At 44.6% G+C, this 20,221-nt stretch carries 16 protein-coding genes; 9 read left to right on the top strand and 7 right to left on the bottom strand.

Translation table 11 applies throughout. The features are described 5' to 3' along the window. The first annotated feature begins 410 nt into the window (after positions 1–410). Complete coding sequence (mutY, locus tag DN599_RS15560) at positions 411–1,496, top strand: A/G-specific adenine glycosylase (protein WP_110458515.1); 1,086 nt, start codon at positions 411–413, stop codon at positions 1,494–1,496. Positions 1,497–1,498: 2 nt separating this feature from the next. Beyond that, positions 1,499–1,777 carry an oxidative damage protection protein gene (locus DN599_RS15555; RefSeq protein WP_110458514.1) on the top strand — a complete coding sequence of 93 codons (279 nt, stop codon included), beginning with the start codon at positions 1,499–1,501 and terminating at the stop codon, positions 1,775–1,777. A 582-nt stretch (positions 1,778–2,359) separates the two neighbouring features. On the opposite strand, the gene DN599_RS15545 is transcribed toward DN599_RS15555, so the two are convergent. Further along, a complete protein-coding gene (locus DN599_RS15545) occupies positions 2,360–3,310 on the bottom strand; it encodes a porin (RefSeq protein WP_162599227.1) in 951 nt (316 codons plus the stop codon). A 302-nt stretch (positions 3,311–3,612) separates the two neighbouring features. On the opposite strand from DN599_RS15545, the gene rdgC reads away from it, so the two are divergent. The 6 genes from rdgC (at position 3,613) to DN599_RS15515 (ending at position 12,000) form a co-directional block, all read left to right on the top strand. After that, complete coding sequence (rdgC, locus tag DN599_RS15540; RefSeq protein WP_110458676.1) at positions 3,613–4,524, top strand: recombination-associated protein RdgC; 912 nt, start codon at positions 3,613–3,615, stop codon at positions 4,522–4,524. Positions 4,525–5,246: 722 nt separating this feature from the next. Then, positions 5,247–7,400, top strand: coding sequence for a tetratricopeptide repeat protein (locus DN599_RS15535; protein ID WP_110458511.1), 2,154 nt, complete (start codon positions 5,247–5,249; stop codon positions 7,398–7,400). 187 nt (positions 7,401–7,587) lie between these two features. After that, complete coding sequence (locus DN599_RS15530; protein WP_110458510.1) at positions 7,588–9,144, top strand: GGDEF domain-containing protein; 1,557 nt, start codon at positions 7,588–7,590, stop codon at positions 9,142–9,144. 143 nt (positions 9,145–9,287) lie between these two features. After that, on the top strand, positions 9,288–10,640 hold the full coding sequence (gene ppnN / locus DN599_RS15525; RefSeq protein WP_110458509.1) for a nucleotide 5'-monophosphate nucleosidase PpnN: 1,353 nt from the start codon (positions 9,288–9,290) through the stop codon (positions 10,638–10,640). Between the two features lie 65 nt (positions 10,641–10,705). Continuing rightward, positions 10,706–11,473 (top strand): flap endonuclease Xni, encoded by a 768-nt coding sequence (gene xni / locus DN599_RS15520; protein WP_110458508.1) that lies wholly within the window; start codon positions 10,706–10,708, stop codon positions 11,471–11,473. A 140-nt stretch (positions 11,474–11,613) separates the two neighbouring features. Next, positions 11,614–12,000, top strand: a complete 387-nt coding sequence (locus DN599_RS15515; protein ID WP_110458507.1) for a DUF3192 domain-containing protein — start codon at positions 11,614–11,616, stop codon at positions 11,998–12,000. A 53-nt stretch (positions 12,001–12,053) separates the two neighbouring features. On the opposite strand, the gene DN599_RS15510 is transcribed toward DN599_RS15515, so the two are convergent. Beyond that, the gene (locus DN599_RS15510) at positions 12,054–12,602 is read right to left on the bottom strand and encodes a methyltransferase family protein (RefSeq protein ID WP_110458506.1); all 549 of its coding nucleotides are present in this window, start codon (positions 12,600–12,602) and stop codon (positions 12,054–12,056) included. A 96-nt stretch (positions 12,603–12,698) separates the two neighbouring features. Next, positions 12,699–15,527, bottom strand: a complete 2,829-nt coding sequence (locus tag DN599_RS15505) for an alpha/beta hydrolase family protein (protein WP_162599226.1) — start codon at positions 15,525–15,527, stop codon at positions 12,699–12,701. A 288-nt stretch (positions 15,528–15,815) separates the two neighbouring features. On the opposite strand from DN599_RS15505, the gene DN599_RS15500 reads away from it, so the two are divergent. After that, entirely contained in the window at positions 15,816–16,823 is a 1,008-nt protein-coding gene (locus DN599_RS15500; RefSeq protein WP_110458504.1) for an isocitrate dehydrogenase, read from the top strand. 79 nt (positions 16,824–16,902) lie between these two features. Here DN599_RS15500 and rlmM read toward each other — a convergent pair whose 3' ends face one another. The 4 genes from rlmM to DN599_RS15480 all read right to left on the bottom strand — a co-directional run bounded on the left by rlmM (position 16,903) and on the right by DN599_RS15480 (position 20,103). Then, positions 16,903–17,988, bottom strand: coding sequence for a 23S rRNA (cytidine(2498)-2'-O)-methyltransferase RlmM (gene rlmM / locus DN599_RS15495; RefSeq protein WP_110458503.1), 1,086 nt, complete (start codon positions 17,986–17,988; stop codon positions 16,903–16,905). Positions 17,989–18,082: 94 nt separating this feature from the next. Then, positions 18,083–18,472, bottom strand: a complete 390-nt coding sequence (locus DN599_RS15490) for a DUF423 domain-containing protein (RefSeq protein WP_110458502.1) — start codon at positions 18,470–18,472, stop codon at positions 18,083–18,085. Then, complete coding sequence (locus tag DN599_RS15485) at positions 18,465–19,130, bottom strand: alpha/beta fold hydrolase (protein ID WP_110458675.1); 666 nt, start codon at positions 19,128–19,130, stop codon at positions 18,465–18,467. Before DN599_RS15485 ends, DN599_RS15490 begins: the two co-directional genes overlap by 8 nt. 61 nt (positions 19,131–19,191) lie before the next feature. Next, positions 19,192–20,103 (bottom strand): transcriptional regulator GcvA, encoded by a 912-nt coding sequence (locus DN599_RS15480; RefSeq protein WP_110458501.1) that lies wholly within the window; start codon positions 20,101–20,103, stop codon positions 19,192–19,194. Between the last annotated feature and the right edge of the window lie 118 nt (positions 20,104–20,221).

Below are 20,221 nucleotides of genomic sequence, written 5' to 3'. Positions count from 1 at the left end.
TTGAATTTTGTTCTAGACAAAAACGTTTTAATCGAGGCGAGTGGATTGCAGCCTAGTCATCTAAGCAAAATTCACTTAACAAAGAGTAAAACGTTTTTAGCCGAACCCTTCGGGCAGCGTTTGTTGGGTATTTTTACTGCGTTCTCAGCTTTTTATGTAGAATAACTACACTACAACGCTTCTGCCTTGTATAAATACCCAGCAATTCGCTGCAAAAACAACCTTGAAAGATCAACAGGCCCTAATATATTTGGAAATCATAAAAAGAAAGGCATTATGCAAAGTTACTGGTGCAGTGCAAGCCCTATTGTCGCCAAAGTATACCAATAATCATCATAGATGCGACCAACGCTATAGGTTAACGCCTATTTAGGTTGAGAAACCAAGATACGCTCTATACACTGTGCGCCATGAAAAAAGAGCCATTTCACCAGCGCATTGTTAGCTGGTACGCCGAACACGGCCGTAAGCACCTTCCTTGGCAACAAGATAAAACCCCTTATAAAGTATGGGTGTCAGAGATCATGTTGCAGCAGACGCAAGTCGCAACCGTTATTCCCTATTTCGAAGCCTTTATGCAGCGGTTTCCGAGCATAAAAGAGCTCGCACTGGCCGAGCAAGATGAAGTCCTGCACCATTGGACAGGCCTAGGCTACTATGCCAGAGCCCGAAACTTGCATAAAAGTGCCCAGCTTATCGTCACCCAGCATGGCGGCGAGTTTCCTACCGAATTTGAACAAGTATTAGCCCTACCTGGCATTGGTCGCTCCACAGCAGGGGCGGTGTTATCGCTATCTCTTGGTCAACATCATCCGATTTTAGATGGCAATGTAAAAAGAGTGCTCGCGCGCCACGGCGCCATCGCTGGCTGGCCAGGAAAAAAGCAGGTTGAGGAGCAACTATGGCAGCTTACCGATGCCCTTACTCCAAAACAGCACATTACCCAATACAATCAAGCGATGATGGATATTGGTGCCAGCATCTGTACTCGCGCTAAACCTAAGTGCGAACAGTGCCCTGTAGCTGTCGATTGCAAAGCCCAGTTAATGGGGCGCCAAACCGAGTTCCCAGGGAAAAAACCTAAAAAAAGCATCCCAGAAAAACAAGCCTTTATGTTGGTGCTCCGTGATGACAAGCAAGTGATGATGATTAAACGTCCTCCGGCAGGCATTTGGGGCGGGCTCTGGTGTTTCCCTCAATTTTCCTCTCGAGCCGAGTTGGATAACTATGCCCAGCAACAGGCAATTAGGCTGCACTTAACCGAGCCGCTCACCAGCTTTAGGCACACCTTTAGCCATTTCCATCTCGATATCACCGCCATAGAGGGCACCATAGTCCAAAGTGACAGCCAAGATAAAGTGGCCGCGAAAGCCCATCTGGTAATGGAAGATGATGCATCACTCTGGTATAACATAACCAATCCACCGAAAGTTGGCCTTGCTGCGGCAACCGAGCGTATTTTAGCCAGCCTAGGTTCAGTAGTCATTAAGGAGTAATCATGGCGCGTATAGTGAATTGCCAATATCTAAAGAAAGAGGCTGACGGCCTAGCCTTCCAACTTTACCCTGGAGAGTTGGGTAAACGTATTTTTGACAATATTAGTCAAGAGGCATGGACACTTTGGCAAGCAAAACAAACCATGCTTATCAACGAGAAAAAGCTCAACATGATGAATGTTGACGACCGTAAGTTCCTCGAAGAACAGATGGTCAACTTTTTATTTGAAGGTAAAGAGGTCGAAATTGAAGGTTATGTCCCCCAGAAGGATGACCAGTAAATCCTCCTCGCATAACCTCGCAATAAATAGGCGCCACTTAACGATGAGTTAATGGCGCCTGTTTGCATTTATGGCAAGTCAGCCTTACCTGCCAAGCCACCTCTATTCAGCCTATTTGCTTTATCCTAGGGCCTGTTGATCTTTGCTGGTTGAATGTTGTTCGAGACAAAAACGTGTTAATCGAGGCGAGTGGATTGCAGCCTAGTCATCTAAGCAAAATTCACTTAACAAAGAGTAAAACGTTTTTAGCCGACCCCTTCGGGCAGCGTTTGTTGGGTATTTTTACTGCGTTCTCAGCTTTTTATGTAGAATAACTACACAACAAAGCTTCTGCCTTGTATAAATACGCAACAACTCCCTGCAAAAACAACCTTGAAAGATCAACAGGCCCTAGGCGCAGCTTGCCTATGCCACCACAATATCACCTTAATTTAAGTGCCCCCATACAAGGTGAATCAACATAGATATGACTGCCTTTAATGGCTAACAGTGCAAGACCCATCAAACAGAAAACCCTTAATGCTGACATTAAGGGTTTTTGGCTAAGCGTTAATGGCAATTAAAGCCGGCTATAGAGTCACATTAAAATTTATGCTCTAAACCGAAACCGAAGTATTTTTCATCGTTAACTTCAACTTCTAATGAACGGTTGGTATAGAAAGCAAATAGCTTAGTCGGTTTACCCAGTTTGTAATCACCACCCACTGACCATGAATCACCCAGATCTTCCATATCTTGATACTGCGCTTTCAGCACGATAGCCTCTATGGTGTAAGCCGCACTTAACAAGTAGCCCGTTTTACTCTCGGCGCCGACAACCGCTTCACCCAACTTAGTGTAAGTCGCCTCTTGCTGCTGATACATACCACCTAACACTAAATCGGCAATTTTACCTTGCACCGTGGCGCGCACCACCTCGTAGCCTTTTACGTCTGCATCATAGGCAACCGAGGCGAAGATAGGCGATTTTTTCAACTTAGCATCACCATACATGGCTGCAACGCTAAATCCATCTTGAGCATATTGTGAACTCGCACCTTCTGCGGCATAGGTCACCCCAAGGGTAAAACCGCTAAAGGCTGGCGTAATATAAGTCGCAGTCTGCTCGATACGGTTTTCACCTTTAAATAAGTTTTTCAGATCACCCGAGAGATCGTTAAACTGGTCAACCTTCCCCTGAGACACCTTAAGCATAGTATCGTTACGGCCAACAGAAAAAGCCCCGAAGTTACCTTTAAGGCCAACAAACTGATTGCGCGCCTTGAAGTTTTCCTTGGCTGAGTCACCGGTATCGACTTCATATTCCACAGTATAGAAAGCTTCGAGCGATTGGCTTAACTCAAAATCCCCTTTAACACCAAAGCGTGACGCGTTACTTTGAATCGTCGTTGTTGCATCACCATCGACATCATTAGATTGAGCCGTCACATTTAACTTTCCGTAAACAGTCAATGGATCCGCCGCCTGTGCAGATGCAAGAGTGGCAGTCGCTAACGCAGAAGCAAGCAGAGTTTTACAAAAAACGTTCATCATTAAATCCTTTCGACGTATGTTCGTCTGGGTTATTGGTTTGGACGGCCGAAAGTGTGCAATTTTTATGTTGCAGTTTTATTTCATGTTTTGGCATTGCCATCGCACTAAGCGTATGAAGACGATAAGATTGGCTCTCAAAGCCATACAGAGTAAGGCTTTGAGCAAGACTAAAAGTAATGTGACAGTTTGATGAATTATGCTAAAAGCGAACTTTTTATGACATTTTGCCGCTAAGCGATAGCGGTTTACCCGACGTCGACAATGGCTTACACTGCGGCTTTATTTTTGATTGGGCGCCTATCATGTGGTTTAAAAATCTTACTGTTTATCGTTTTAATAAACCTTTCTCTGTCGATACAGAAGCGCTAGAGAAGTCACTTGAAGACTTTACCTTTTCTCCCTGCTCAAGTCAGGACATCAGCAAGTTTGGCTTTTCAAAAGCATTAGGCAAACTCGGGCACACCTTAGTCCATAGCGCAGGTGACAGACACCTTATTTGTGTCACCAAAGAGGAGAAAATTCTCCCATCACAAGTGATTAAAGAAGCACTTGATGAAAAAGTGACGCAAATTGAAGATGCTGAAAATCGTAAACTGGCGAAAAAAGAGAAAGATGCATTAAAAGATGAGATCACCACGACCTTGTTACCACGCGCTTTTTCTCGTCGTAGCCAGACTCATGCGTTGATCTTGCCCGAAATCGATATGATTTTAGTCGACAGCTCAAGCGCCGCTAAGGCTGAAGAGTTACTCGCGCTACTGCGAAAGGCATTAGGCTCGCTACCAGTTATTCCATTGAGCTTTAAAACGCCTATCGAAACTCAGTTAACCGATTGGTTAAAAGCCAATAGCGCACCAGCGCCGTTTGAGATGCAAGATGAAGCCGAACTCAAATCTGACTCAGATGAAGGTGGTATTGTACGCTTCAAGCAGCAAGATCTGACCGAAAACGAGGTCCTTGCCCATATCGAAACGGGTAAGCAAGTACATAAGTTAGCACTACATTTTGCTCAATCCATTGCGTTTGTACTGCAATCAGATGCTGGCATTAAACGCCTGAAGTTTTCTGAAGAGTTTAGAGCAGGCAATGACGAAGTGGGCACCGAAGATCCTATCGCACGGCTGGACGCAGACTTTGCCTTAATGGGCAGTGAATTAATTGCTTTGATGAACGCCTTAGTTGAAGTGCTTGGCGGTTTCGAAGATAGCCTGTAAAGCACTTAATCACTAAGTTAGTGAGCAAGGCTTAACCCCCTTATGGGTTAACTGAGCTGCAATTGATAAAAAGCCACCGCAATCCGCGGTGGCTTTTTTGTCTTAGGTCTCTTGCCCCAATATTTTGACACATATAGGGTTTCATATGACAACCATATCCGCACGCATTAAGCGTTAACACCAGATATGCTAAAAACGTTAGATTGCTGCTTGCTGGCGACGTTACTCAAGACAACATAATCGCGGCCCATACTTAACCTTGAACTCATGTGACACAGCGCCGACGTCATAGGTAATGAAAGTGGATAAAGAGACCTCTTCAGATCAGGCTTTGATAACAGGTTATCCCTGCATTTAAAGCGAGAATTAAAACCTAACGGCTTAAGCTTATCGATCACCCTTGATACTTATTTTTACCTATTCGCGGTAAGTTAACCGTCAAGATGATCGCATCTGTTATTGCTTCGCCCATCACACCTCAAGCTTAACCGAGACAAGCCAGAGTTAGACTAAAGTCGAAATGACATTTGACTTCAGCATAAGAGAGGGCAATAAAAAGACATTTAAAATCAAAATCAAGTGCATAGCTGGTTTCTCACACACCAGCTTCTGTTATTATTGCTGCCTTATAAGGTTCGTGATTAAAACCTAAAATAGTATTGAGTTACGGACATAATTCCAAAATCATAATAAGCCCTTAACAAGGTGGTTGCGAGATACCCATGCGCGCTTTTTTCTACTGTCTATTAGTACCTGCATTCTTGTATTGCTCTGTGGCGACTGCTGCGTATAGTCAACTTCAACTCGTGTCGCAAGAGGTTAAATTGAGGGAAACGCCGAGTCAGCTTTTTCAGGAGATGATGCAATCCCTCAACTTTGATCTCAGCTTTAATAATGACACTGAATTTAGGCAAATAGCTCATGAGCATGGATTCGATGCTGAGGAGTTAGAAGAGCAACTGCAATGGCTGGCGCGCATTTACCTTGAATCTGACTTAGGGGAAAACGCCAGCATATCCAAAGCCTCAGCCATTATTACATCATTAGAAACCATTGCCGACACGCCTTATGATATGAGTAAATTATATATGCTAAAGGCACGCAAAATTGGCAGAGAAAAGCAAGATTACCAACAAGCTATCGCACTCTACACCCAAGCGCTTAATCAACTGGATAGCTCTGAAGATGTTCGTACTGTGCTGCTTAGGCACAATATTCATCATCAATTAGGCGACCTCTACCGTATCACCTTACACACCGCTCAGGCTCAGTTCCACCTTAATCAATATCGACAGCTAGCCTATCAGCTCAATAATGACTATCTCAGCGCCAACGCTGAAGCGGCACTAGGTAAGTTTTACACTAAAAATGAACAGTTTAACAAAGCATTACAGCATTACACCCAGGCTATTCGTCGCTCAGAAAACATCAACCAGCCCTTCTTGAATGCGATATTATCACTTAGGCTAGCGCGGGTTTATCGCGAACTGCAATCTTGGGATGAAGCACTACAATATGCTCACAAAGCGGCAGACGGTTTTAAAGCGCTCAACAACAATAATTACTTATCCAGTTGCATGACTGCCATCGCGATTGTTTATGCCGAGCAAGGATTATGGAATCAAGCCATCGATTATTATCTTAATGCGCAACAAATTGATGTTAAAAGCGGTAACCTCACCGCGCAGGCGCTTAACTTCCATAATTTAGGTGAAGCCTATTTTAATAACAATGAAGCCCAAACAGCATTAGACTTTTTAATAAAAGCCAACAGCTTATTTTTACAGAAAAAAAGCAAACATTATTTGGTATACAACGACTTACTTATCGCTCAAGTTGCCAGCAGTATTGAGGATTGGCACATGGTTAATAATTATGCCGCTAAGGCCTTTGTTTTGGCTAAAGAAAAAAGTCTCTTAGAGCAGATGGTTGAGGCATTACGCTATCGTACTCAGGCCTTTATAGCGCTTGGTGACACAGAGAAAGCTCACAACGCGTTGACTCAACTGCTCGATCTTAGCGATGAGCTTAATCAACAAGCCAATGAAAAGCCTGAATCCAACGAAAATAGTCTGGCAGAACAAAAACTTGTGCTGCAATTGAGCCAATTAAAAACTACGAGCAATATCCAACAGCAACAAAGTGCTCAATTTAAAACAGCATTAGTGATTAGCCTAGTCTTGGCAGCCATATTGTTATTAACCTGTATTTATCAATGGCGCAGTAAGCAACAAATTAGCCTACGAAAAGGGGCGTTAAAAAAGCGACTCACTAATGAGCCCGTCAGCGAAATTAATGGCTACCGTGGATTAACTGAATCCCTAAGCCAAGCCGATAAACTGGCCATGGTGGGATTAATCTCGCTAACTAACAAACACAATATTGACATCCAATGGGGGGTAGACGCCTACCAGCAAGTGATGCTGAAATTTATGTCGCAATTAGATCTACAGTTAGAATGCGACAGCTATTTAATTCGCCCCGGTGTGCTGGCTATCACCCTCAAGCAATCGATAGCACCAATGATGCTATTAGGCGATATTCGCCGCGTGCTTGAAACCCAACCGAAGCTTAATGATGCTCAGTTACATTTAGGCATATTAAGCTTGCCACTATTACAAGATCCCGATATTAAGCTCGAACCTAATATCTATTTTAACGTGCTTCAGATGATGGTGGCTGGTGCAATAAGTCTTGGCCATAATAAAGACTATTTTGTCTCTATTATTCCGCTGAGTTTTGCCCCTGTTGCTATATTTTCTCCGCCGCTCTACTCACACTTAGAAAAAGGTATCAGTCGCGGCTTGGTTAAAGTGGAATGCAACGATGATAAAACACTTATTCGTTGGCCAAGTGATCATATAACCATTGATTAAAAGGTTAAAATTGCGGATAAGCACGCATCTCTAGTCTAAAGTTCATTTGCTAAGGCTCATGAATGATATACCATTAGTGTTATCGAAATTTGCTTTAAAGTGCTATGCAACTGAACGATTGCTAGATGCGCTGCATAAGATATTTTTACCATTATGATTACGCTCAATTACAATTATAAGGTCTAGCATGAAAGACTCCATGGCAAGTGTGTCCCAACTATCACTTCTGCAGCAGAAGCTTCATAGTGCTAAAACCGCATTGAATGAGCTAAGCGAACAAAAAAACCAAAACCAACATGCTTTGCTGCAGTTTATTAGCCAGCTCAGTCTCGCCTGCAAAGGCCAAAGTATCGAACTCGATAACAAGTTAGCCAAATTGCGCCATAATCTGGCAAGTATCGAACATATCGAAGAGGTCTTGCCTGAGTTAGTCGAAGTTGAGCATTTAGTTAAACAGCAATATCACTATATGATGGCGCAGTTAGAAGATGGCCGCGCCAACTTAACTAAAGTGGTGCGCCAGCTACAGCGATTTGACTCATTACCCGACAAACTCACAAAAGAGCTCGCCTATTTTAAGCAAGATTTGGGTAAACCGTTTTACACCTGCTGGGATTACTTCCCTAAGGTAAAAAGTCTTGTCAATTTTTATAATGCAATTTTACAGGCACAATTAGCCCAAGATGATGCCCTCTCTGTGTTACCTAAACACCGCCAACTCGCCCATGAATTGGCTCAGATGGTCTCAGAAATCGAATTTCGCAAAGATCAGCGCGATCAAGTTTTAGTCATCAAAGACTATTTAGCCGGTGAGATTGATATTGACGGCCTCATCGATGCCTATCAAACCGTATTAACGCTATTGCTGGAAAATATTGCGCTAGAGAAAAGTGCCTCAAAAGAATTTTTGTATGTACTCAACGATGCGCTATCGGCTGTACGAGAAGTGGTCACCGACTCCTATAACAATAGTCAACGCAGTTTCCAACTCAAGCTACAGCTTAATCGAGAAATTAATTCGCGGGTGGATAACGTGGGTGAAGCAGTCATTGATATTAATGATATTGACCAGCTCAAATCACAGGTGGCTGAACAACTGGTTTCGATCCGCACCGCCCTCGGCCGCAAAGAAGCACTAGAGCAACGTGAACAAGCCCTGCTACGCAAATCCATCGAAACCATGCGTGATGAGCTTAATGAGCTAAGTAAAGAAGCCAGTGTCTACAAGGAACGACTATTTGAGCAACAAAAGCTCACTATGCTTGACTCCTTAACACAACTGCCTAATCGAGCGGCGCTTGAAGAGCGTATGGAGCTCGAATACCGCAATTACCAACGTCACAAACATCCACTATGGGTGGCTGTGGCCGATATAGACCACTTCAAAGCGATTAATGATAGTTTTGGTCACAGCACGGGCGATAAAACCTTACAGGTGATCTCCATGGCGCTGAAAAACTCCTTGAGGGATTCTGAATTTGTAGCCCGTTACGGCGGTGAAGAATTTGTACTACTTATCCCCGATGTCTCTGCTACCGATATAAAACATCTGCTCAATCGTGTAAGGGAAAAAGTAAAAAATATTCCTTTTAAATTTAAAAATCAGAGAATTACAGTTACAGTGTCTATAGGTGCTGCACAACTTCTCGATACTGAGCAGATAAATGAAACTTTCGAGCGAGCCGATGCAGCCCTCTACCAGGCTAAACACGAAAGCAGAGACAGAGTGATTATTGACGCGTAACCCGAAGCACAAACCGAAGATTTAGCCATCGACTTAAGTCCCCTGGCATAGTCATATCGCTAAGGCCTCATCACTTACACCATAGTGAACATCGGGCTTTCTCCTGTCATCTTCATGCGTCACTCTGTACATAAGGAGATGCCATGATCGTCAATATCAGCCCTAGAGGCAGTATGGATCAACTTTCACAACTGGAAGTCGATCGCCTCAAACAAAACGCCAGCAGTGAGCTGTATCAATTATTTCGCAGTTGCGCACTCGCGGTACTCGCCTCAGGTTCCCATACCGATGATGCCTTACAACTGTTTGAACAGTATCGTGATTTTAATATCAATGTGCTACGCCGTGAGCGGGGCATAAAGATAGAATTAATCAATCCGCCAGAAGCGGCTTTTGTCGATGGTAATATTATTGCGGGCATTCAAGAACACTTGTTCGCCGTCTTACGCGATATCGTCTATTTAAGTGACCGCTACGACAACCTCAAGCATATCAACCTCACGAATTCGAGCCACATCACTAATGTAGTATTTGATATTTTACGTAATGCTCAAGCCATTCCTCGCCGCGAGCCCAATATTGTCGTGTGTTGGGGTGGCCATAGTATTAATGCAGATGAATACCAATACACCCGCGAAGTCGGCTATCAGTTAGGTTTACGTAATCTCGATATTTGTACCGGTTGTGGCCCTGGCGCGATGGAAGGGCCCATGAAAGGCGCGGCGATAGGTCACGCCAAACAACGGGTTCGCGATGCAAGATACATAGGCTTAACCGAACCCAGCATCATCGCCGCCGAGCCTCCCAATCAAATTGTGAATGAACTCATCATTCTCCCTGATATCGAAAAGCGCCTAGAAGCTTTTGTACGCCTTGGCCATGGCATCATTATCTTCCCTGGCGGTGCCGGAACCGCCGAAGAGCTACTCTATCTACTGGGTATTTTACTCAATAAAGAAAATCAGCCATTACCCTTCCCTCTCATTTTAACTGGGCCAAAAGAGAGTGAGGACTATTTTCGTAAAATTGATGAATTTATTGCCGCGACATTAGGCCAAGAAGCACAGAATAAGTACCAAATCATCATAGATGATCCCGTGCATGTTGCTCGCATTATGAGCCATGGCATGGATGACATTAAGCACTACCGCAAAGAAATTGGCGACTCTTACCAGTATAATTGGTCACTAAAAATTGAACCCGAATTTCAATTACCTTTTACTCCAACCCACGAAGTAATGAGTAACTTAAACCTTTATTTTATTAATAATAAAGCAGAGCTTGCCGCCAACTTAAGGCGTGCATTTTCTGGAATCGTAGCAGGAAATGTGAAGATGGATACCATCAGAGATGTTCAAAAGTTTGGTCCATTTGAGCTTAAAGGCGACCCCAAACTCATGGCGATAATGGATACATTATTGCAAGCCTTTGTCGCCCAGCAACGCATGAAATTACCCGGAAGCACCTATCTTCCTTGCTATAAAATAGTCACCTAATCCATAACGACTTACCTTAAATAGGTAGGTTAATTATCAGCTAAACCAGAGACCCGATACATTTTATGAATACGTTTTTAATCATCGATGGACTGAATCTGGTGCGGCGCATCCATGCCGCACAACCTAATGAAAACGATGTTAATGGCTTACCCCAACGTGTCGGATCCGCCTGCTTAAAACTACTCAAAACCCACACCCCATCCCATGTTGCTATTGTGTGGGACGGGGATGCCATTTCTTGGCGCAAACGTTTATATGAAGATTATAAAAAAGGCCGAAAGCCTATGCCTGATGCGCTAGCAAAGGCATTAAAGGGCATTAAAGGTCACTTGGCAGAGCTCGGAATAAACTCTATCAACGCGCAAGCGGAAGCCGATGATGTCATAGCCACACTCGCCACTAAAATGAGTCAAGCACACAAGGCCATTATCGTCTCGACCGATAAAGGCTTCACGCAATTACTGCACTCCAATATTTTACTGTGGGACTACTTTAATCAGTGTGAAATCAGTATCGCAGAGCGCGAGCAAAAGCTGGGAGTCGATCGCAGTCAATTTATCGACTTTTTAGCGCTAGCTGGTGATAACGGTAACAAGATCCCTGGCGTGCCAGGCATTGGTCCTAAATCGGCTGCAGAACTATTAAAAACCTATAGAACCTTAGCCAATATCTATGCTTCTCTAGACAATGTAGGGGCTAAACAGGCAAAAAAACTTGAGCAAGGAAAACCACTTGCCAGACTTAGCTATAAATTAGTCCAACTTCAAACAAACATGCCACTCAATACTCATTTAGCCTATTTTAGGGTCACACAGTCAAATGGCGCGTAAACATTGGCTTACTGAATAAATCAACATATTTACTAAGCTAACGCTATCTTCATCATTTCATCTGCCTTATATTGTAAAGGTTATGTTAACTACTTAGGCGATACTGTGATCACCGTCCAATATAAGGAACCTGTACAGGCATGAAATCAAAAGTCCCCGTTATTATTGGTACTCTGTTTGCGGCTTACGTCGCTTTTGTACTTGTAGTGGTATTGGTTTATGAACCAAGCCCAGAGGATATGGATTGGCAAGACAGAGAGGCATACAATAAAGCAAAACTCAGTGAGTTAACCCTAGGCCAACCCTTAGATACGGTCACATTGGTACTAGGTAAAGCCGATTTTTCAGAGGCAAAAACTGTCAAGCAGGACTCGCTGCAAGTGTTATTTTACCGTACTCATCACACTAAGTCTGACGGTGAAACCACCCGAGATGAATGCACCCCACTGCTGTTTAAAAACAATAAACTTATCGCATGGGGCCAAGATACTTATCAGCAATATTTAACCACTAATATCGGCGGTTAATACGCACAAAATCGCGCTGGCTAGTCAGCAGGAGGCAGCGCTAACACCAGCGCCTAACACCAGCGCCTAACACGCTGACAATACTCGCCATAGACCTTGGGAAAGCGTGCCCGCAGATAACGCTCCTCAGCCTTAATAGCAATATAATACACACCCACGCAACTCGGGATCACACTTAGCATCACCCATAACGAGTCCAGTATCGTTCCCAGCCCGAGGGGGTAAATACAAAAAATCATATAAATCGGATTACGCGAGTAACGATAGTAGCCAGTGGAGATGATGCATGAGGCTGGCCCCCAAGGTTCTATAGAGGTGTGTTTTCGCTTAAAAATCAATAGCAAATGCACAAGCATCAATAAGCCAAGCAACATCAGCACCTGCGCCAGCACCTTTAGTACTTGGGGCAATGCAATACCCGAAGGATAATACTGCTCGGCCACATAGGCTAACACCATCATAATGATAAAGACGAGCGGTGGTGGAAACCTCACCTTAGCGCCTTGATTGTCAGGGTCTTGTTTGTCAGGGCCTTGTTTGTTAGCAAGGATATTAACTCGCTGTTTATTGTTAGTATCTACATCGTTATTTTTAACTGTCATGGACACCCCCGCTGTTATTTTGGATAACAAAAAGCCGATCAAGGGTACGCTCGGCTTTGATTCTATTTGCTCATTGCCTTTGCATTAAGATATCTCTTAATCAGCTTTTTTATACTCAGTATACGCTTCGCCTTGCTGTAGCCATTGCGGTGCAGGCGTGCCTTTAAGATAATGATCGAAGTACTGCATCATACGTAGGCTGTAGTCCAGTTTATTGGGGTACTTTTTCAGATGATGAGGCTCATCTTCATACTGTAAAAACACCACCTCTTTACCCGCTCGTCGCATGGCTAAATAAAGCTCAACGCCTTGCTCCCACGGCACGGCATCATCTTTATCACCAAACATGATCATCATAGGTGTTTTAATCCGCTCGGCATAAAATATCGGTGAATTTTCGATATATTTTTGCGGCGCATTAAACAAACTTTCACCTATACGACTCTGACCCGTTTCGTACTGAAACTGACGGGCAAGGCCTGTTCCGTGACGTATCCCACTGTAAGCACTGGTCATGTTTGCCACTGGCGCCCCTGTTACCGCCGCTTTAAATATATGGGTTTGAGTCACCGCAAATGCGGTTTGATACCCGCCCCACGAATGACCTTGAATACCAATCGCCTCTCTATCGGCAATCCCCATTTCAATCAAATGCTGTACACCAGAAGTTAAGGCCTGAACCGATGCCGCCCCCGGATACCCTACTTCAAACCGAATATCGGGTAAGAGAATGGCATAACCATTATCGGCATACCAAGCAAAATTGGGGCGATGGTTTAGTTTCATTTGCGGAAAAGCATGTAACCTGTCACTCATGAAACGGTAAAAATAAACCAGTACAGGATAACGCTTACCCGCTTGATAATTGCTCGGTTTAATTAAAACCCCGTCCAATGGTTGACCATCACCATTAGTCCAGTGTACTAGCTCAGCATTACCCCAATCGAGACCACGTCTTTGACTATCTAGGTCGGTTTGACGCACTGCGTGCTGCGGCGTGCTAATATTGCTGCTGTATATATCGGGGTACAGGTCATAACGCTGCTTACTATATAGTACCGTATCACTGAGCTCTGCACGGGCTAAAGGCGTGAGTTTATAATCGCCTTGCATCAATACTTTAATCCCAGCTCCGCCAACCTTAGCCTGATAAAAACCATCACCTTTAGTACGCTCGTTATAGCCATGCAATAACACGCCTTGGCCATCGGTTAAGATTGTGGGTTTATCTTTATGCTCCACTAAACCTGCGAGTCGATACTGGATCTGCTGCTGACGGCCTTGGCCCGCCGTAATAGTAAAGCCCGTTAGTGATTTGGTATTAAATTGCCAAATATCATATTTATCATAAGCTAAAAACGCCGAGCCATCTTCAAGCCAGGGACCCAAACCGTAACTAGGGGCGGCCGAGGGGTAATCGTGATCTTCGTCGGCAAAAGGCGTATCTATATCTTTAGTCAGGTGCACTCGTCGATCTTGTGCTATCTGATAGAGAAATAGCTCTCCTTGCTGGTAATAGGCCGCAAAACGTTCATTGGGCGATAGCCTTGGTGCTTCACCACTAGGTTGTTGGGGTAAAAACAACTTTTTGCGCCCCGTATTAATGTCGACAATATAGTAGTCGCGGTAAAAACCCGCCCAGGTGATCATTTTAAGGTAAGGCTTATCAGAACTGGCGATCAGATAGCGCTGCTGCTGTTGCAGCTCAATATCGGGTACTTGTCGATCCGCTAGTTGCATCACTTGATTGTTATTAAGGTGCAGCACCGCGAGATAACTGCGCTTAAGATCTTTTTTATATTGCTTTATTTCATTAGGTTTAATCCTAGGATCGTCGCCATGCCAAAGTTTAAGTCCACGCTGAGCGGTGATCATACTAGGGTCAAAAAGATCGGACTCTGACGCCACTGTAGGCAGCTCAAGCTGTTGGTTAACCTGAGGTACACGACCAAAAAATAGGCGTTTACTGTCTTCAGAGAAGGTCAGTTCACTATAACGATTAAGGGTCCATTCATCTGTATTGGGAACCTTATGGGTGCGGCCATCGGCCAAATGATACAAGCTCAATTGGTATTCACGGCCAAAAGGCGCCTCAGACGCTGTGCCAAATGTGTAAGCGACAAAGCGGCCATCTTCGCTTACTGATACCGCACCAATTTGTTGGTCTACATACGCTTGCAACACTGTTTGCTTATCGGTATTAAGATCGATCAACACCAAGTTATGCACATTAGCGTTGATATCATTTTGCGCCACCAGCGCATAACGGCCAGCCTTATCAAAATAATAAGCGGTAACTTGGTCGATTTTTTGGCTGCTAGCACCGTTTAAGTTTACCAATTCTAAGGTACGGCCTTTATCGTATTTATCCACTTTAGGGACACTTGCATCTGCCTTAGCGCTAGTAACCTCAGCAGTCGCCGTTTCTTGAAGGTCACTTTCCGCTTTAGCATCACTTTCATCGGAAGCCTCATCGGCGGCATACCAGATAGCCATATGCGAGCCAGCCTGATTAAAAGCAAATTTCTCGACGCTGGCATACTGCACTTGGCTACCGGTATCGGTATTGAGTAATACCAACCCCGACTTTAATTGCTTACGCGCCTTATCAGTAGCCATCTCTTGCTCGAGTAAAGTCGGCTCAATCACAAATGCGGCAAAACGACCATCACGATTGATTTGAGGTTTAGATCCGCCTTTCACTGTAAATGAGTTGTTTGAATCGAGTCGTTTCGCTAAACCGTGACTATCGCCGCGATCGGGGGCAACTTCAACTGCAAAGGCGCTCCCTTGAGCTGCTAATACTGGCTTATGCAGGGACTCAAATTTCATGATGGCGTTGGGGGTGACATCTGCGGCAAACGAACCGGCAGAAAAAAGGCTGACACATAACATGGTCAGTGATGCTGTAGGTAATAACTTCAAGGCTTTCCTCATTATAATTATTTTATTAACAACTTTATCGCATTCTGTCGCTATATCTTAGACTAAAGTAGACTTTTTTAACGCTTAATGATCAATCATCGTCATTAGTCCTTATTAATGCAAGTTAAGCGCAACAAATAATGTGATTTTGCTCACTATTTCCTGTAAAACTTGCGCGAAAGTGGTTAAAATGGAGCGGATAAGTTTCTAAACAATTCATAGTCATAAAACCGTGTCTTCGACATGGTCAGACAATAGCAGTAACGACCAACCGTGGAAGGACTCTCCATGTCAAAAAGAACAATTACCGTGATCCCTGGTGATGGGATTGGACCTAGTATTATCGACTCAGCAATCAAAATTTTAGATAAAGCAGGCTGTGATTTTGAGTATGAGTTTGCCGATGCAGGTTTGGCTGCGCTAGAGAAGCAAGGTGAGCTTCTTCCGCAACGTACTCTCGATTTAATTGAAAAAAATCGTATTACCCTTAAAGGTCCGCTTACCACTCCAGTTGGCGAAGGATTTACTTCAATCAACGTAACTTTACGTAAGCGATTCAGCCTTTACGCTAACGTACGACCTGTATTGTCTTTTAAAGGTACTCAAGCCCGTTACGACAATATCGACATTATTACCGTACGTGAAAACACCGAAGGTATGTATTCTGGCCTTGGGCAAACTATCTCGGCCGATGGTGACACTGCCGAAGCCACCAGCATCATTACGCGTCAAGGCGCTGAGCAGATCACCACATTTGCTTATGAACTTGCTCGTAAAGAAGGCCGTAAGAAAGTCACTATCGTGCATAAAGCCAACATCATGAAGTCAACTTCGGGTCTATTCCTGAAAGTGGCACGTGAAGTGAGCCTACGATACCCTGACATCACGACCGAAGAGATGATTGTTGACGCAACTTGCATGAAGCTGGTGATGAACCCAGAAAACTTCGATGTGATTGTGACGACTAACCTATTTGGCGACATTTTGTCAGATTTGTGTGCCGGTCTTGTCGGTGGCCTAGGTATGGCTCCTGGCGCCAACATTGGTAAAAATGCCGCGATCTTCGAAGCCGTTCATGGCAGCGCACCTGACATTGCGGGTAAAAACTTGGCAAACCCAACTTCAGTGATCTTGGCTTCTATCCAGATGCTCGAGTACTTGGGAATGTCTGACAAAGCCGAAGCGATTCGTAGCGCTGTGTCGGCAGTTATCGCCGAAGGCGATCGTACTACCCGCGACTTAGGCGGTACTCACGGTACTACCGATTTCACTCAAGCTGTGATTGACCGTCTTTAATGGTTTAACATCCCATTAAAAAAGCCCCGCATAAGCAATTATGTGGGGCTTTTTAATATCATGCAGTCCAAGATAAGGCTTAGTTCCAAGCCGTATTAGGGCGCAACCATAAGTGCACAGTCACTTCATCACGATCGTGATACAAATGCTTACAGGCTAAATGAAACTCTTCGATGCCATTCTCTTTTAAGATGGTCTTCATGGTGTCTAATATTGTCGACACCTCTTTATAACGGCTCTTCATTGGCAGTTTAAGATTAAAAATAGCCTCTTTAAACCAGCCATTAATTGCCCATGCTTCTATCAGCTCCGCCACTCGCGAAGGCTTCTCAACCATGTCGCACACTAACCAGTAAATATTTTTACGCGGCGGTTCAAAACGAAAACCATCGGCTTGATAATGTTTTACCTGTCCGGTGTCCATTAGGCCTTGATCCATAGGGCCATTATCGACAGCGGCCACAAACATGCCTCGACGCACCAATTGATAAGTCCAACCACCAGGGCATGCGCCTAAATCGACGGCATTCATTCCGCTACGTAAACGCTGATCTTGTTGATCCTTAGGAATAAAATGGATAAAGGCTTCATCCAGTTTAAGCGTTGAGCGACTCGGCGCATCCGCAGCCATCTTTAAACGCGGGATCCCCATAAAGTAGGGCGAGCTGTTATTGCTGAGCGAGTAACCCACATACGCCGTGCCCGAGCCAACAAAACAGACATGAATAATCGGGCGTTTTGGATTTTCTTTTTCTAGCAGAGTACCACTGCGCTTTAAGGCTTGGCGAAGCGGTACCGTAAACTTACGGCAGAAGTTAGATAACTCTTTCGCTTCATTGGTATCTGGAGTTTCAACCCTCAACTCACCCGCTTTACTCACTTTGGCTAGCGCTTCAACGATTGGCGTGACGCGATCGTTTTCAGGCAGTGATTTTAGCAACTCATTGGCGGCGAACATCTGACGGGTAAAAATGAGCGAATCTAACTCCAGCTTTTTAGCCAGAATATCGGCGTCGCCAGCTTGAAAACATTGAAAAATAACGTAACCGTCATTTTTGTTGGTTTTGACAAAGCCACCAATATCCAATTCAGCAGCGCGATGCTGGATCTCGGCGGCGCACTCTTTCTCGTAGCCAGCACGGCAATATAAAAATAGGTTAATCATCAGAACTTCCTGAATAAAAAATGGCGACCAAAACAATCGGCCGCCATTCTACACTTTCTACTAAACGAATACGATTGCCATAACAGGCAAGGCACTAATCATCCAGCTCAATCACCCTGTCACGCCATACCGCAACGGCAATAAACAGCCAACCAAGTAAGAAGCAAAATCCCCCCATCGGCGTTACAGGCCCGGTCCATTTAGCGCCGAGTAAGGCATACAAGTAAAGCGAGCCTGAAAACAGCACGATACCTAACATAAACAGGTATCCAGCCCAGGTGATTAAACGCGACTTTAACCAATGACCACCAAAGGCCACCGCGATTAAGGCAAAGGTGTGATAAAACTGATACTCAACGCCCAGATTAAAGATAGTTATCATCTCGGCACTCGTGACCTGCTTTAACCCGTGTGCGGCAAAGGCGCCTAATGCCACGGCCATAAAACCACTGAGCGCCGCCATGAGTAAAAATCCTTTATGCATGTAACCCCCTAATAAAACTCACGCTATAAGATATTGCCTGTTGCAGATTAGCCGCTTGCGTGGTGCCTGACGACTTTCGCGGCGCAAAACTATGATCGCCATCGCTTAACCATAGTAACTGCGCAGAATATGGAGCAAGCCATGGCTCGACTTGCCCCTTAGCGCCAAATTTATCGCGCTCCCCTTGTATCACCAGCAATGGCGCGGGACACAAAGCAATCGGCTCGAGTCTAGGGTCGCCCCCTTTCGGTGGCACAAATGGATACCCCAAGCAAATCACGGCATCGACCGCCACTTCGCTCGATACCATAGCGGCCATACGCCCGCCCATAGACTTACCCATTAAAATCAGTTGCCGCGGACGGTATAGTTTACGTATCGCCTCAATATGTAATTTAAAATCATTCAGGAGTTTAGGCGCCCTATCTGGCGGGCGTCGTTTTCCATCAATGGCATTGTTACGCATATAAGGGAAATTAAAGCGCACGACACTCATTCCTGTAGCACTTAATCCAGCAGCCAAATCGGCCATAAAGGGATGCGCCATATTGGCACCGGCGCCATGGGCCAACAAAATCAGCGTGTCGATATCTGTGCCTTTGCTTGCCACAGGCCCTGAAAGCCAACATTCGCTACTCGGCAATGCGTTATCAAACATAGGTTGCTCAAGCAACACACGGCTAAAAGTCGCCGCCTTAGTGTCTTGACTATCCGTAGGATTAACCTGGTAACAACTCACTACGAGACTCCTCTTCAAACATATCTAACATCCACTGCCTAAAGGCGGCAATCTTACCGATTTCGGCATGATTTTGCTGACACACCAGATAATAGGCATCCTTGCTTACCAGCACTTCAGAGAAGGGGCAGACTAAACGGCCAGCTTTAATATCGGGTCTCGCCAAGACACTGTAACCTAATGCAACTCCTTGACCATGAGCGGCCGCCTGTAAGACTAACGATGAATGACTAAAAATGGGACCTTGGTTCACATTAATATCATTAATGCCACATTGCCGAAACCAAGCCTGCCAATCGTGACGACTTGAGTCATGTAATAGGGTGTGATATTTCAAATCACTTGGCTGCTGAAGTGGTTTGGGCCCATTGAGTAACATAGGTGAACACACCGGAATTAATACCTCATTACGCAGCTTATCGGCACGCACCCCAGGCCAGTTTCCCATACCATAATAGATGGCTACATCGACATCATCGGTAAGTGAACTGGTTTCATCGTCGACAGCTTTAATACGCACGTCAATATCGGGATTCTTTTCACTGAAATTAGATAAACGAGGTACCAGCCATTGAATTGCGAAACTCGGCGAGGTACTGACGGTAAGGGATCCTACGGCACTTCGAGCAAGTAAACGATCTGTTGCATCGGCCAGCTGAATGAAAATATCTTTGATATCGAGAAAATACCCCTGCCCCTCTTCTGTTAGCAGCAAAGAGCGATTTTTACGACGGAATAATTTTAAGCCTAAATACTCCTCCAGCGCCTTAATTTGATGGCTTACAGCAGCTTGCGTTACAAACAATTCTTCAGCCGCTCGCGTAAAGCTTAAATGCCTGGCAGCGGCTTCAAATGCTTTGACCGCATTCAACGGAGGTAGACGTCTAGACATAGTGATCCCTGTCGCATACTTTGATTAGTTTTTCTAATCATGATTGTTACATTTTATCGTTTGTAAAGAAACAGATAATTGGTAAAATTTGCGCCAATCAAACGATGAAATTAGACAG

The sequence above is a fragment of the Shewanella algidipiscicola genome (assembly GCF_900380485.1).
GTDB classification, from domain to species: Bacteria; Pseudomonadota; Gammaproteobacteria; order Enterobacterales; family Shewanellaceae; genus Shewanella; species Shewanella algidipiscicola.
This window is presented reverse-complemented; position numbering and strand designations above follow the sequence as displayed.

Excerpts from the sequence above, each read along its gene's own strand:
- mutY (WP_110458515.1), top strand. The coding sequence starts at position 411 with ATGAAAAAAGAGCCATTTCACCAGCGCATTGTTAGCTGGTACGCCGAA.
- DN599_RS15555 (WP_110458514.1), top strand. The coding sequence starts at position 1,499 with ATGGCGCGTATAGTGAATTGCCAATATCTAAAGAAAGAGGCTGACGGC.
- DN599_RS15545 (WP_162599227.1), bottom strand. The coding sequence starts at position 3,310 with ATGATGAACGTTTTTTGTAAAACTCTGCTTGCTTCTGCGTTAGCGACT.
- rdgC (WP_110458676.1), top strand. The coding sequence starts at position 3,613 with ATGTGGTTTAAAAATCTTACTGTTTATCGTTTTAATAAACCTTTCTCT.
- DN599_RS15535 (WP_110458511.1), top strand. The coding sequence starts at position 5,247 with ATGCGCGCTTTTTTCTACTGTCTATTAGTACCTGCATTCTTGTATTGC.
- DN599_RS15530 (WP_110458510.1), top strand. The coding sequence starts at position 7,588 with ATGAAAGACTCCATGGCAAGTGTGTCCCAACTATCACTTCTGCAGCAG.
- ppnN (WP_110458509.1), top strand. The coding sequence starts at position 9,288 with ATGATCGTCAATATCAGCCCTAGAGGCAGTATGGATCAACTTTCACAA.
- xni (WP_110458508.1), top strand. The coding sequence starts at position 10,706 with ATGAATACGTTTTTAATCATCGATGGACTGAATCTGGTGCGGCGCATC.
- DN599_RS15515 (WP_110458507.1), top strand. The coding sequence starts at position 11,614 with ATGAAATCAAAAGTCCCCGTTATTATTGGTACTCTGTTTGCGGCTTAC.
- DN599_RS15510 (WP_110458506.1), bottom strand. The coding sequence starts at position 12,602 with ATGACAGTTAAAAATAACGATGTAGATACTAACAATAAACAGCGAGTT.
- DN599_RS15500 (WP_110458504.1), top strand. The coding sequence starts at position 15,816 with ATGTCAAAAAGAACAATTACCGTGATCCCTGGTGATGGGATTGGACCT.
- rlmM (WP_110458503.1), bottom strand. The coding sequence starts at position 17,988 with ATGATTAACCTATTTTTATATTGCCGTGCTGGCTACGAGAAAGAGTGC.
- DN599_RS15490 (WP_110458502.1), bottom strand. The coding sequence starts at position 18,472 with ATGCATAAAGGATTTTTACTCATGGCGGCGCTCAGTGGTTTTATGGCC.
- DN599_RS15485 (WP_110458675.1), bottom strand. The coding sequence starts at position 19,130 with ATGTTTGATAACGCATTGCCGAGTAGCGAATGTTGGCTTTCAGGGCCT.
- DN599_RS15480 (WP_110458501.1), bottom strand. The coding sequence starts at position 20,103 with ATGTCTAGACGTCTACCTCCGTTGAATGCGGTCAAAGCATTTGAAGCC.